The sequence below is a fragment of the Candidatus Phytoplasma luffae genome (assembly GCF_018024475.1).
GTDB classification, from domain to species: Bacteria; Bacillota_I; Bacilli_A; order Acholeplasmatales; family Acholeplasmataceae; genus Phytoplasma; species Phytoplasma luffae.
On the sequence record NZ_CP054393.1, the window covers coordinates 214,037 to 226,797 of the forward strand.

Consider the following 12,761-nt stretch of genomic DNA (forward strand, 5'->3'; position numbering starts at 1 on the left):
ATTTGTATTATTTTGTTATACAGTACATTTTTATTTTTTTATGTTTTATTATTAGAGTATAATTAATAACTTTTTACAAGAAAGTTGTTTAAAAATGATCAAAGAATTTGTGGTTGAAAAAAAAAATAGAAATTTGCGTTTAGATTTTTTTTTAGCGAAACAATTTAATATTAGCCGAAATATATGTCATTCATTTATTAATTCTAATAAAGTTTTAGTTAATGATAAGGTGGTTAAAAAAAGTCATTTATTAAAAGAAAATGATGTAATAAAAACTCCTATTATTGAAAAAAACTCTATTTCAAATATATTTGAACCTATTAATTTGAATTTAGATATAGTTTATGAAGATAATTATTTGTTAATTATTAATAAACCATATGATTTAATAGTACATCCTTCTTTAAGTTATTCGGGTGTTACTTTGATTAATGGATTACGTTATCAAATAAAAGATTTTTTATGTTCGCACCCTTTAAGACCAGGCATAATCCATCGTCTTGATAAAAATACTACAGGTTTAATTATTGTCGGCAAAACAAATGAAGTAGTTGAAAGAATGCAAAATTTAATTCGACAAAGAAAAATTCAAAGAATTTATTGGTCTTTGGTTTATGGTTTTTTAGGCCATGAATATGGAACTATTGATATTCCTATAAAAAGAAGTATAAGTGATTATTATAAAATGACAGTTTCAAAAGAAGGAAAACGTGCTATTACTCATTTTAAAACTTTAGAAAAATTTAAAGATATTTCGCTATTAGAATTGAAATTAGAAACTGGTCGAACACATCAAATAAGAGTTCATTTATCTTATTTAAAACATCCTATTGTAGGAGACACTTTATATGGAAGAGAAAATCAATTATTAAATAAACAATTATTACATGCTAAAAAGATAAATTTTATTCACCCTTTTACAGATGAAAATTTAGAATTTGAAATTCCTTTACCTATTCATTTTCAAGAATTTTTAAAAAAATTAAAAAGTGAATAATTATATAAATAAAATATATATAATTGAAATAAATAATAATTAAGGTAAATTAAATGTATTTACAACAAACAAAAGAACAATTAGAAAAAATTTTAAATGATAAATATAATATTCCGTTTTTTTTTCAATATAATTATAAATCAGAAGATATTGATTTTTTTTTACCTTTGTTTGTATATAATCAAAAATTTAAAAAAAGTTTATTAAATATTTTCGAAGATTTTAAAAAAGAAATTATAAAAAATTCATCAATAGAAAATATTTTTTTTTGTAAAGGTTTTTTAAATATTAAATTAAATAGAAAAATAGCAATTAAAAATATTTTTTTAAATATCGGAAATTTTGATAATTATATTAAAAAAAAAAATAATCATAATAAAGTTATAGTTTTGGATTATTCTTCACCTAATATAGCTAAAAATTTTTCTATTGGTCATTTAAGATCAACGGTTATCGGAAACGCTTTAAAAAATGTTTATCAAAAATTAGGTTTTACAACCGTTAGTATTAATCATTTAGGAGATTGGGGAACTCAATTTGGAAAAATGATTTTAGCTTATAAAAAATGGATTAAAAAAGAAAATCTTAATATTGATCCGTTGACGGAACTTCAAAGAGTTTATGTTTTGTTTCATCAAGAAGCTGAAAAAAATAAGAAATTAGAGGAAGAAGCAAGAAATATTTTTCGTTTATTAGAAACCAAAGATAAAGAAATAATTAATTTATGGCAATGGTTAACAGATGTCTCTTTAAAAGAATTTAAAAAAATTTATGATTTGTTAGGAGTACATTTTGATCATTATATAGGCGAATCTTTTTTTCATGACAAAGCTATTCAATTATTAGATGATTTGCATAAAAAAAATGAAATTGTATTAGATAATGGAGCTTATATTATCCCTTTAGATAATGATTTACCTCCTGCTTTGATGCAGAAAAATAATAAAAGTACACTTTATTTAACAAGAGATGTCGCTTGCGCTATATATCGTTATCAAAGATTTGCTTTTCATAAATGTTTATATATAGTAGGTAATGAACAAAAATTACATTATCAACAATTAAAATTAGTTCTTAAAAAAATCGGTTATGATAATATTAATTTAGAACATATTAATTTTGGTTTAGTTTTATTCGAAAATACGAAAATTTCTACAAGAGAAAATATTGAATTTAAACTGATTGATATTATTGAAAAAACTAAAAAAGAAGTTAAAAAGATAATACAAAAAAGACATTTAGATGAAGAAAAAATAGAACAAATATCTCAAAAAGTAGCTATAGGAGCGATTGTTTTTAATGATTTAAAAAATGATCGTCATTTAAATATTGATTTCGATTTGCAAAAAATGTTAAAATTCGAAGGTAATACTGGTCCTTATTTTCAATATACAGTTGTTAGATTTCGTTCTATTCTTCTTAAAGTAGATATCAACAACACAATTGATTTAGATAAAATTATTGATTATTATGTAGGAGTTGAATATTATAAATTAATTAGATTAATAGACTCATTTTCGGTGGTCTTGGAAAAAGTTCAAGAACAAAATATGCCTAGTGTTTTATCTCGATATCTTTTTCAATTAGCTAAAAGCGCCAACAAATTTTATGAAAAAGAAAAAATTTTACATGCGGATAATAGTTTATTACAATATGCTAATATTTTGTTAATTAAGAATTTTTTAAATATTTTCGAAGAAGGAATGAGTATTTTAGGTATTCCTGTCTTGGAACAAATGTAAAAAAATATTTATAATTTTCTTATTTTATTTATTTTTATTTTTTATTATTTATTTTGTTCTAAAAAAATATTACAAAAAGGATTTTTATTAATGAATAGTTTTGATTTTGAACAAAATTCATCAGAATGGTTCAATCATAGAAAGAAATATATTAACGCTTCAGAAGTATCTACTATTATGGGTTTGAATCCTTTCGAAAGTAAACAAAGTCTTTTCCGAAGAAAACTTTTTGATGAAAAAATAGAAGATAATAAATTTATGCGTCATGGAAGAAGTTTAGAACCCAAAGCTAGAACTTTTTTTAATGATGTTAATAAATTAGATTTCAAACCTTTAGTTTTTGTAAAAGAATTTTTTTCGGCCTCTTTAGATGGTTGGAACGAACAAACTAATAGTTTATTGGAAATAAAGTGTCCTATTAATCTAAATTCTAGCACTTGGAGAGAATTTTTTATTAATGATGTGATTCCTATTTATTATTACGCTCAAGTTCAAGCTCAAATTTATTGTTCTAACGCAGATAAAGCATTCTTTTTAGTTTTTCAAACTTATCAAAAAGCTAAAGTTAAAGAAATAGAAAGAGATCAAACTTTTATTGAAAAAATGTACAAACAATGTTTAATTTTTTATAATCATTTTTTAGAAGGAAAGAAAATTTTAAATAAAATATCTGATAATTAAAACGTTATTATTTTGTATTCATTAATATAAAAAAAATTATATAATATTAACAATATATAATATTATTTTATATTTTAAATATATTTTGTAAATATCAAAAAAAGAGGCAAAAATGGTTTTCACAACTATTAAAAATATTCTTTGTAAAAAAATAAACGTGGAAGAAATAAAATTATTACCCGAAACAAGATTAAAAGAAGATTTAGGTTTAGATTCTTTCGATGCTGTGGAATTAGTTATTGATTTAGAAAAAAGTTTTAATTTAAAAATTAGCGATGAAACTATGCAGCAATTTAAAACAATTAAAGATGTTGTGTATTATATAGAAAAAAATTATATTAATTAATTATTTTTAATCCAAGAATTGAACAAGGTTTTTTTATGTTAAATTATGATTTTAAAAAAATAGAAAAAAAATGGCAAAAACATTGGGAAGATAATAAAATTTTCAAAACTATTTTTGATTTTTCTAAAAAAAAATTTTATTGTTTAGATATGTTCCCTTATCCTTCTTCTTCTGGTTTACATATAGGACATATAGAAGGTTATACTGCTAGCGATATTGTCAATAGATTCAAAAGAATGAATGGATATAATGTTTTTCATCCTTTTGGTTGGGATTCTTTTGGATTGCCAGCGGAACAATACGCTTTAAAAACTGGTAATAATCCTCGATATTTTACTTATGAAAATATTAATAATTTTAAAAAACAAATAAAATCTTTAGGAAAAGGAATTGATTGGGATACAGAAATAGCTACTTCTGAACCTTATTTCTATTCTTGGACTCAATGGTTATTTAAACGTTTTTATGAAAAAAATATGGTTTTTTTAAAAAATACAGAAGTTAATTTTTGTGAAAAACTAGGAACAGTTTTATCTAATGAAGAAATTTTAACAACGGAACAAGGTATTTTTTCCGAAAAAGGTGGATTCCCTGTTGTAAGAAAAAAAATGAAACAATGGGTTTTCAAAATAACTTCTTATCTTGATAGATTATTAAAAGATCTAGATTCGTTGGATTTTCCTGAACAATTAAAAAATATTCAAAAAAATTGGATAGGCAAACAAAAAGGATTTATTTTTAGTTTTTCTGTTCTTAATAATGATAAGTTTATAGAAACTTTTACAACTAAACCATATACTATTTTTGGAGTTAGTGCTATAATTTTAGCTCCTGAACATCCTTTGATTTCTTCAATTGTTAAAGAAGAATTTTTGATAGAAGTTAATTTATATTTAACTAAATCCCAAAACAAAACAGATTTAGAAAGAAATATTAATAAAACAAAAACTGGAGTTTTTACAGGTAATTACGTTATCCATCCTTTCACTAAAAAAACAATTCCTATTTGGGTTTCTGATTATGTATTGCCGCATTACGGAACAAGCGCTGTTATGTTTGTTCCTTTTTGTGATGAAAGGGATTTTGCATTTTCTCAAAAATATAATTTACCAATAATTCCTATTTTTGACAACAATATTAAAAATAATGAAGCTAAAAATAAAATAGATAATTTTCATTCAACCCGAGACAAAGATATTTTAATAAATAGTGATTTTTTAAATAATCTTGATATTAAACAAGCTAATGATAAAATTATATCATTTGCTGAAAAAAACAATTTAGGAAGAGTTTGTTTTACTTATAAAATGCGTGATTGGGTTTTTTCTCGCCAAAGATATTGGGGCGAACCTTTCCCCGTTTATTATGATGAAAACAATAATATTTATTTTAATGAAGATAAAGAACTACCTATTGTATTGCCTTTTTTAGATAAAATAGAAATTGCAGGCGATGGAACATCTCCTTTATCTCGGATGACTTCTTGGTTATATTTCGAAAAAGATTGCAAAAAATATAAAAGAGATTCTAATACTATGCCTCAATTAGCAGGCAGTTCTTGGTATTATATAGCTTATCTTTTGAAAAAAAATTCAGGAATAATCCCTTTAAATTCTAAAGAAGCTAAAAAAATATTAGATTATTTTTTGCCTGTTGATCTTTATATCGGAGGTAAAGAACATGCAGTAGGACATTTATTATATTCTCGTTTTTGGCATAAATTTTTATATGATTTAGGTTTGGTTTCTAATTTAGAACCTTTTAAAAAAATAGTTCATCAAGGTATGATTTTAGGCGAAGATAATCTTAAAATGAGTAAATCTAAGGGTAATGGTGTAAGTGCTTCTTTGGTTTTAGATAAGTATGGCGCCGATGTTACTAGATTGTATATTATGTTTTTAGGGCCTTTGGAAGATGATAAAGTTTGGTCTGAAAAAGGTTTTAAAGGGATCCAACGTTTTTTAAATAAATTGCATAATTTATTTTCATTATTTTTAGTTGATGACAAATGTGAATTATTAGAACCGATATTAAACGAAACAATCATAAAAACAACAGAACATTATAATAAATTAAAATTTAACACAATTATAAGTCAATTAATGATTTTTATTAATCAAGTTTACAAGATTAAAAAAATAAATTCAAATCAAATAAGAATTTTTTTACAATTATTAAACCCTATTGCACCTCATTTAACAGAAGAATTTAATCAAAAATTTTTGTCTAATTCAGAAGAATTAGTTTATTCTGAATGGCCTCGTCCTACAAAAATATCTAAATTTTCTGGTTCGCATGAAAAAATAATTATTATTCAAATTAATGGAAAATTTAAAGCAAAAATTAAAGTTGATAATGATAATAATGATAAAGAACTTATTTCCAAAATAGCTTTGAAAAATGAGAAAATTTCTTATTTGACAAAAGATAAAAGAATTTTAGATATTATCTATATAAAAGATAAATTATTAAATTTAATTATTTAATTTTTGCAAAATTAGAAAGGATGATGAATTCATATTGTGCAATTACATAAAAAAGGTTTAATGATAGTAATTTCGGGTCCATCTGGCGTCGGAAAAGGAGGAATAAAAAAAGCTTTATTAGAAAGGAAAGATAATAATTTTGTTTATTCTATTTCTGCTACAACAAGAAAACCTAGAGAAGGAGAAAAGGATGGGATAGATTATTTCTTTATAAAAGAAAAAGATTTTAAAAAAAAAATTAAAGAAAATTATTTTTTAGAATATAATAAATTTGTTAATAATTATTATGGCACTCCTTATAAAAATGTTTTAAAACAATTAGAAGAAAAAAAAGAAGTCTTGTTAGAGGTTGATATTCATGGTGCTTTAATGATTAGGCAACATAAAATACATAAAGATAGTGTTTTTATTTTTATTGCTCCTCCTTCTAAAAAAATTCTTTATGAACGTTTAAGAAATAGAAATTCCGAAACAGAAGAAGAAATTCGTGAAAGAATGTTAAATTCTGAAAAAGAAATTAAGTTAGCTTATAAATATGATTATATTGTTGTTAATGATGAAATAAATAAATCCGTAGATAAAATTATTTCTATTGTTACTGCTGAACATTCTAAAACTAAAAATAGTATTGATTATTATTTGACAGAAATTTTAAAAAAAGAAAGTGATTGTATATGTTAAAGAAAAAAGAAGGTTTAAATTACCCTTCGATCGATGAATTATTGAAGCGTATAGACTCTAAATACAAATTAGCTTATTTATCAAGTAAAATAGCTCATATTATAGAAACGCATAATATAGATGTTTCTCATATATCAGGTAATAAAATATTAAGTAAGGCTTTGTCTGAAATTATTAATGGTAATTTTAATATCGTTTTTAAAAAAGATTAATTTATTTAATCATTTGAATTAAAATAATTTTTATTATAAAATATTTATTTTTTATCTAATATTTTCAATTTAAATACGAGAGGAATTTTATATTGTCATTTTTTAAACATATTCCAGTTTTGCAAAAAAAAGTTATTCAATATTTAAATATTAAACCGCAAGGAATTTATGTTGATGCTACTTTAGGAAGCGGAGGACACAGTTCAGCTATTTTAGAATTATTGGACAGCGGCAGTTTACATTCTTTTGATCGTGATTTTTTCGCTATTCAAGAGTGTCAAAAAAAATTTCAAAATAAAAAAAATTTGTTTTTATATCATAGTAATTTTTCTATTTTAAAACAAGAACTATTTAAAAAAAATATTTTTGCTATTGATGGTATTGTTTTTGATTTAGGTTTGTCTTCTTTTCAAATTGATAACCCTCAAAGAGGTTTTAGTTATTTAAAAGATACTTTTTTGGATATGAGAATGGATCAGGAACAAGAAAAAACAGCTTGCGATATAATTAATAATTATAGTTTAAAAGAATTAAAAAATATTTTTTGGTCATTTGGAGAAGAGCCTAAATCTGTTATAATAGCTAATGAAATTATTAAACAAAGACCTTTTCATAATAGCTCAAAGTTAGTAGAAATAATTGATAAGTTTTATCCTTTTTATTTAAAGAAAAAAAGAGGTCATAGTTCTAAAAGAATATTTCAAGCTTTAAGAATAGAAGTAAATCAAGAATTAAAATGTTTAGAAGAAGCTTTACAACAAAGTTTAGAATTATTAAAAAAAAATGGAATAATTGTTGTTATTAGTTTTAATTCTTTAGAAGATCGTTTGGTAAAAAAATTTTTTCAAAAACATAGCCAATCTTATTTACCTCCTAAATTACCTATTAAAGAAAAAAATATGCCAATAAATCCTCTTACAATTATTACTAAAAAAATTGTCACACCTCAATTAGATGAAATCGAATTTAATATTAGAAGTCATTCTGCTAAATTAAGAGCTGCTATAAAAAATTTTTAATAAAATTGATTTTATAATAAATATTTATATTAATTATTTGTTTGAAAAAAAACCAATTTTAATATATAATTAAAATGATTGTCTCATTTTTTAAATGAGTTATTTTTATAACATAAATATTGCTTCCGGTTTATGTAATATTTATTTTTGTTATTTTTTTTATTTCATATTAATAAATTAAATATCAAATAAATTTATTTTATTATTTTTTGTTTTTTAATATTTTTATTGTAAAACAATATTTTGATTTAAATATAGTTTTATATTTTTTTTTAGTTTGATAAATTGGAATTATAAATATATTATTTATATATTTAATGAAAGGTTTTTATCCAAATGGCAAAAAAGAAGGAAATTCTTAATGTTCTTTTAAAAACATATGATTATCATTTAATTGATAAAGCGGCAAAAACAATTATTGATAGCGTTACTAAAACTGGTGCAAAAGTTAAAGGGCCAATTCCATTACCTACTAGAAGAGAAATTTTTACTGTTCTTCGCTCTCCTTTTGTTAACAAAGATAGTCGAGAACAATTCGGTCGTTTCACTCATAAACGTTTAATTCAAATTATCGAACCAAATAATAAAACAATAAACGCTTGGGAACATATTAATTTACATTCTGCAGTCAAAGTTGTTTTGAAAAAAGTAAATTTTTAAAAAATATATTTTTTTATTTTGTTTAATTATGAAAGAGGATTTTATGGCTAAAGGTATTTTAGGGCGCAAAATAGGTATTACTCAAATTTTTGATGAAAAAGGAATTTTAACCCCTGTTACTGTAGTTGATGTGTCTGATAATATAGTTTTACAACAAAAAACTATTGAAAAAGATGGATACCAATCAACTCAATTAGGTTTTGGTTCCAAAACAAAAAAAACAACAACAAAACCTCTTTTAGGACATTTTAATAAAACTAAAACTGAACCTAAATATTTTATTCGAGAAATTTCTTTTTTACCAAATGAGATTAATGAATTATCACAATTATCAGAAGGAACAAAATTAGACATTAATTTATTTGATACAAAAGAAATTATTGATGTCATAGGAATAAGCAAAGGTAAAGGTTTTGCAGGTTCTATTAAAAGACATAATCAAAGTCGTGGTCCTGAAAGTCATGGTTCTAGATATCATAGAAGACCTGGTTCTATGGGACCTATTAAAGGTAATATTACAGGTAAAAAATTACCAGGACAAATGGGGCATAAACAAGTTACTTTACAAAATTTAACACTTTATTCTATTGATTCGGAAAAAAAATTATTTTTGATTAAAGGTAATATTCCAGGTCCTAAAAAAGGTTTTTTAATTATTAAATCTGCTGTTAAAAAAAATAACAAGGAAGTTTTATAATGACTAAATTGAGTATGTTTAATCAAAAAGGAGAATTTATATCAGAAATAGCTTATAATGAAAATATTTTTGGTATAAAACCTAATCAACAAGTTTTATATGATGTTGTTAATCAACAAAGAGCGGCAATGCGTCAAGGAACGCATTCTACTAAAAATAGAGCTGTTGTTTCTGGTGGTGGAAAAAAACCTTGGGCACAAAAAGGTACTGGTAATGCTCGTCATGGTTCTATTCGTTCTCCTTTATGGAGAGGTGGCGGAGTTGCTTTCGGACCCAAACCAAGAAAATATAGTTTTAAGATAAATTCTAAAGTTAAAAAATTAGCTATGTTTTCTGCTTTATCTTTACAAAAAGAAAATAATAATGTAATAATATTGGATTTTTTAAAGTTGGAAAATCATAAAACAAAGACTTTTAAAGAATTTTTAGATAAAATGAAAGCGCCCAATAAAGTTTTGGTGATAGTTAATAAATTAGATGATAATTTAGTTCGATGCACTAATAATTTACCTCAAGTAACTTTAGAAAGCGCTCCTCATGTTAGTGTTTATCAAATTTTAAATACAAAATGTCTTCTTATAACAAAAGAAGCTGTTGAATATTTTGAAAAGGTTTTAAGATTATGATTAGATATTATGATATAATTAAATCTCCTATTATTACAGAAAAAACTAATAAAAAATTAGAATCTCATAACGAATATACTTTTAAAGTAGCAAAAAATTCTAACGAAACAGAAATAAAAAAAGCAATAGAACATATTTTTAATATTAAAGTTAGTTCTGTTAATGTTATGAATGTATTGCCTAAATTTAAAAAAAAAGGAAAATATCAAGGTTATACTTCTGGTTATAAAAAAGCGATTGTTAAAGTTGTTGCAGGCCAAAGAATAAGTTATTTTCATGAAGATAAATAAAAAATATATTTTCTAAATTTAAGAAAGGTTAGCGATATTCATGGCTATTAAAAAATATAAACCTACATCCAACGGACGTCGTAATATGAGTTTGCAAGATTTTAGCGAACTTACGCATTCTACTCCTGAGAAATCATTATTAGTATCTCAAAAAAGTACAGGCGGAAGAAATAATCAAGGTAAAATAACAGTAAGACATCGTGGTGGTGGAGTTAAACAAAAATATCGTATTATTGATTTTAAGCGTAATAAAGATAATATCGCTGGAACAGTGAAAACTATAGAATACGATCCTAATCGTAATTGTAATATTTCTTTAATACATTATATAGATGGTGAAAAAAGATATATTTTAACTCCTAAAGATATCGTTGTAGGAAGTAAAATATATTCAGGAGAAAAATCCGATATTAAAGTTGGTAATTCTTTACCTTTGAATAATATTCCTGTTGGTTCTTTTATTCATAATATTGAATTAAAACCTGGCAAAGGTGGCCAATTAGCTCGTAGCGCAGGCGCTTCAGTTCAACTTGTTAAAAAAGAGGATAAATATGTTGTTTTAAATTTACCTTCTGGCGAAATAAGAAAAGTTTTGGCGACATGTAGAGCAACAATAGGAACATTAGGAAATGAATTTCATAAATTAATTCGCAATGGTAAAGCAGGAAGAACTCGCTATTTATCTATAAGACCTACAGTTAGAGGTTCAGCTATGAATCCAAACGATCATCCGCATGGTGGCGGAGAAGGTCGCGCTCCTATCGGCCGTAAATCACCTATGACTCCTTGGGGCAAAAAAGCACGTGGTTTAAAAACACGTAAAAAAAATAAAAATGGCAATAATTTAATTATTAAAAGACGTAAATAAATAAAATTAGGAGATTTATAAAATATGGTTCGTTCAATTAAAAAAGGTCCTTTTTGTGATGAACATCTTTTATTAAAAATAAATAAACAAAACGAATCTAAAATTAAAAAAGTAATTCAAACTCGTTCTCGAAGAAGTGTAATTTTACCTGAATTTATAGGGCATAAAATTGCTGTTTATAACGGTAAAGAATATATTATAACTTCTGTTACTGAAGATATGGTAGGACATAAATTAGGAGAATTTTCGCCTACTCGTACTTTTCGTGGCCATGCTAAAGGCGATAAAAAAAATCAAAAAAAATAATTTAAAGAAGGTATTTTAGTATGAAAGTAAAAGCTTTTGCTAATCAAGTTCATATTGCGCCTAGAAAAGCACGTTTAGTAGTTGATTTAATACGTGGTAAACAAATTAAAGAAGCAGAAGCTATTTTAATGTTTACTTCTAAATCGGCTTCTCCTATAATTTCTAAATTATTAAAAAGTGCTGTATCTAATGCTGTTCATAATTTTAAACTTGATGAAAATAATTTATATGTTGAAGAGATTTTTGTTAACGAAAGTTTACGTTTGCCTCGTTTGTTTCCTAGAGCTAAAGGAAAAACAGATAAAAGAAAGAAAAGAACATCTCATATAACAATATCTGTAGCTGAATTAAATAAGACAATAAAGGAGATATAATTTCAGTGGGTCAAAAAAGTAATCCTAACGGTTTAAGGTTAGGAATTATCAGAAATTGGGATTCTGAATGGTATACAAACGATAAAGAAGTTCCTATTTTGGTTGTAGAAGATTTCAAAATTAGAGATTTAATTAAAAAAAGTTATCCTAAAGGTGTTGTTTCTAAGGTTATAATTAAAAGATTAAAAAAATCTAATGATGATATTATTCAAATTGATTTATATATTACACAAATAGGAATTTTTCAAGGTTCAGATAATAAAAATAAAGAGAAATTAGTTAAAAAAATAAATAAATTAATTAATAAAAAAGTAGATATTAATGTTTTTGAAATAAAAGCAATTAATAAAATTTCGAGTTTGGTAGCGCAAAATATTGCGACACAATTACAACAAAGAGCTTTTTATAGAACGGTACAAAAAGCAGCTATGCAAAGATGTTTAAAAAGCGGTGTAAAAGGTGTTAAGATTATTATTTCAGGACGTTTAGGAGGAGCAGAAAAAGCTAGACAAGAATCTGTTTCTATGGGAGCTGTCCCTTTAAACACTTTAAGATCTGATATCGATTATGCTTTCGAAGAAGCGCATACTACTTATGGAGTTGTCGGAGTTAAAGTTTTGATTAATCATGGTCAAGTTTTACCTAACCAAACTATCGCTGATACAAGAAAAATATTTGCTTCTTCTTTTACAGGATATGATAAAAAAAAATATATAAATAAGAAAAATATTAAAGAAAATAAAAATTTTAAAACTAATAAATAATTTTTTAATTTA

16 protein-coding genes are annotated in these 12,761 nt (G+C 24.1%); all 16 read left to right on the top strand.

What is annotated here, in order from left to right; all coding sequences use genetic code 11:
- Positions 1-94 precede the first annotated feature (94 nt).
- A complete protein-coding gene (locus tag LFWB_RS00995; RefSeq protein WP_246454234.1) occupies positions 95-997 on the top strand; it encodes an RluA family pseudouridine synthase in 903 nt (300 codons plus the stop codon).
- 53 nt (positions 998-1,050) lie between these two features.
- Positions 1,051-2,739, top strand: coding sequence for an arginine--tRNA ligase (gene argS, locus LFWB_RS01000; RefSeq protein ID WP_210954819.1), 1,689 nt, complete (start codon positions 1,051-1,053; stop codon positions 2,737-2,739).
- A 90-nt stretch (positions 2,740-2,829) separates the two neighbouring features.
- A complete protein-coding gene (locus LFWB_RS01005) occupies positions 2,830-3,420 on the top strand; it encodes a lambda-exonuclease family protein (RefSeq protein WP_210954820.1) in 591 nt (196 codons plus the stop codon).
- Positions 3,421-3,532: 112 nt separating this feature from the next.
- A complete protein-coding gene (gene acpP / locus LFWB_RS01010; RefSeq protein WP_210954821.1) occupies positions 3,533-3,766 on the top strand; it encodes an acyl carrier protein in 234 nt (77 codons plus the stop codon).
- Positions 3,767-3,801: 35 nt separating this feature from the next.
- Entirely contained in the window at positions 3,802-6,252 is a 2,451-nt protein-coding gene (gene leuS / locus LFWB_RS01015) for a leucine--tRNA ligase (RefSeq protein WP_210954822.1), read from the top strand.
- A 36-nt stretch (positions 6,253-6,288) separates the two neighbouring features.
- Positions 6,289-6,933 (top strand): guanylate kinase, encoded by a 645-nt coding sequence (gmk, locus tag LFWB_RS01020; RefSeq protein WP_210954823.1) that lies wholly within the window; start codon positions 6,289-6,291, stop codon positions 6,931-6,933.
- A complete protein-coding gene (rpoZ, locus tag LFWB_RS01025) occupies positions 6,927-7,145 on the top strand; it encodes a DNA-directed RNA polymerase subunit omega (RefSeq protein WP_210954824.1) in 219 nt (72 codons plus the stop codon). Before gmk ends, rpoZ begins: the two co-directional genes overlap by 7 nt.
- A gap of 92 nt (positions 7,146-7,237) precedes the next feature.
- On the top strand, positions 7,238-8,164 hold the full coding sequence (gene rsmH, locus LFWB_RS01030) for a 16S rRNA (cytosine(1402)-N(4))-methyltransferase RsmH (RefSeq protein ID WP_210954825.1): 927 nt from the start codon (positions 7,238-7,240) through the stop codon (positions 8,162-8,164).
- Between the two features lie 336 nt (positions 8,165-8,500).
- On the top strand, positions 8,501-8,824 hold the full coding sequence (rpsJ, locus tag LFWB_RS01035) for a 30S ribosomal protein S10 (protein ID WP_210954826.1): 324 nt from the start codon (positions 8,501-8,503) through the stop codon (positions 8,822-8,824).
- Positions 8,825-8,867: 43 nt separating this feature from the next.
- Positions 8,868-9,521 carry a 50S ribosomal protein L3 gene (gene rplC / locus LFWB_RS01040; protein ID WP_210954827.1) on the top strand — a complete coding sequence of 218 codons (654 nt, stop codon included), beginning with the start codon at positions 8,868-8,870 and terminating at the stop codon, positions 9,519-9,521.
- Entirely contained in the window at positions 9,521-10,147 is a 627-nt protein-coding gene (rplD, locus tag LFWB_RS01045) for a 50S ribosomal protein L4 (RefSeq protein WP_210954828.1), read from the top strand. Before rplC ends, rplD begins: the two co-directional genes overlap by 1 nt.
- A complete protein-coding gene (gene rplW, locus LFWB_RS01050; protein ID WP_210954829.1) occupies positions 10,144-10,437 on the top strand; it encodes a 50S ribosomal protein L23 in 294 nt (97 codons plus the stop codon). Before rplD ends, rplW begins: the two co-directional genes overlap by 4 nt.
- A 40-nt stretch (positions 10,438-10,477) precedes the next feature.
- Positions 10,478-11,305 (top strand): 50S ribosomal protein L2, encoded by an 828-nt coding sequence (gene rplB / locus LFWB_RS01055; RefSeq protein ID WP_210954830.1) that lies wholly within the window; start codon positions 10,478-10,480, stop codon positions 11,303-11,305.
- A 24-nt stretch (positions 11,306-11,329) separates the two neighbouring features.
- Positions 11,330-11,611 carry a 30S ribosomal protein S19 gene (rpsS, locus tag LFWB_RS01060; protein WP_210954831.1) on the top strand — a complete coding sequence of 94 codons (282 nt, stop codon included), beginning with the start codon at positions 11,330-11,332 and terminating at the stop codon, positions 11,609-11,611.
- Positions 11,612-11,631: 20 nt separating this feature from the next.
- Positions 11,632-11,985 (top strand): 50S ribosomal protein L22, encoded by a 354-nt coding sequence (gene rplV, locus LFWB_RS01065; RefSeq protein ID WP_210954832.1) that lies wholly within the window; start codon positions 11,632-11,634, stop codon positions 11,983-11,985.
- 5 nt (positions 11,986-11,990) lie between these two features.
- A complete protein-coding gene (rpsC, locus tag LFWB_RS01070) occupies positions 11,991-12,749 on the top strand; it encodes a 30S ribosomal protein S3 (RefSeq protein ID WP_210954833.1) in 759 nt (252 codons plus the stop codon).
- Positions 12,750-12,761 lie beyond the last annotated feature (12 nt).

Excerpts from the sequence above, each read along its gene's own strand:
- rpoZ (WP_210954824.1), top strand. The coding sequence starts at position 6,927 with ATGTTAAAGAAAAAAGAAGGTTTAAATTACCCTTCGATCGATGAATTA.
- rplC (WP_210954827.1), top strand. The coding sequence starts at position 8,868 with ATGGCTAAAGGTATTTTAGGGCGCAAAATAGGTATTACTCAAATTTTT.
- acpP (WP_210954821.1), top strand. The coding sequence starts at position 3,533 with ATGGTTTTCACAACTATTAAAAATATTCTTTGTAAAAAAATAAACGTG.
- LFWB_RS00995 (WP_246454234.1), top strand. The coding sequence starts at position 95 with ATGATCAAAGAATTTGTGGTTGAAAAAAAAAATAGAAATTTGCGTTTA.
- rplW (WP_210954829.1), top strand. The coding sequence starts at position 10,144 with ATGATTAGATATTATGATATAATTAAATCTCCTATTATTACAGAAAAA.
- rplD (WP_210954828.1), top strand. The coding sequence starts at position 9,521 with ATGACTAAATTGAGTATGTTTAATCAAAAAGGAGAATTTATATCAGAA.
- rplB (WP_210954830.1), top strand. The coding sequence starts at position 10,478 with ATGGCTATTAAAAAATATAAACCTACATCCAACGGACGTCGTAATATG.
- argS (WP_210954819.1), top strand. The coding sequence starts at position 1,051 with ATGTATTTACAACAAACAAAAGAACAATTAGAAAAAATTTTAAATGAT.
- rplV (WP_210954832.1), top strand. The coding sequence starts at position 11,632 with ATGAAAGTAAAAGCTTTTGCTAATCAAGTTCATATTGCGCCTAGAAAA.
- rpsS (WP_210954831.1), top strand. The coding sequence starts at position 11,330 with ATGGTTCGTTCAATTAAAAAAGGTCCTTTTTGTGATGAACATCTTTTA.
- LFWB_RS01005 (WP_210954820.1), top strand. The coding sequence starts at position 2,830 with ATGAATAGTTTTGATTTTGAACAAAATTCATCAGAATGGTTCAATCAT.
- rpsJ (WP_210954826.1), top strand. The coding sequence starts at position 8,501 with ATGGCAAAAAAGAAGGAAATTCTTAATGTTCTTTTAAAAACATATGAT.
- leuS (WP_210954822.1), top strand. The coding sequence starts at position 3,802 with ATGTTAAATTATGATTTTAAAAAAATAGAAAAAAAATGGCAAAAACAT.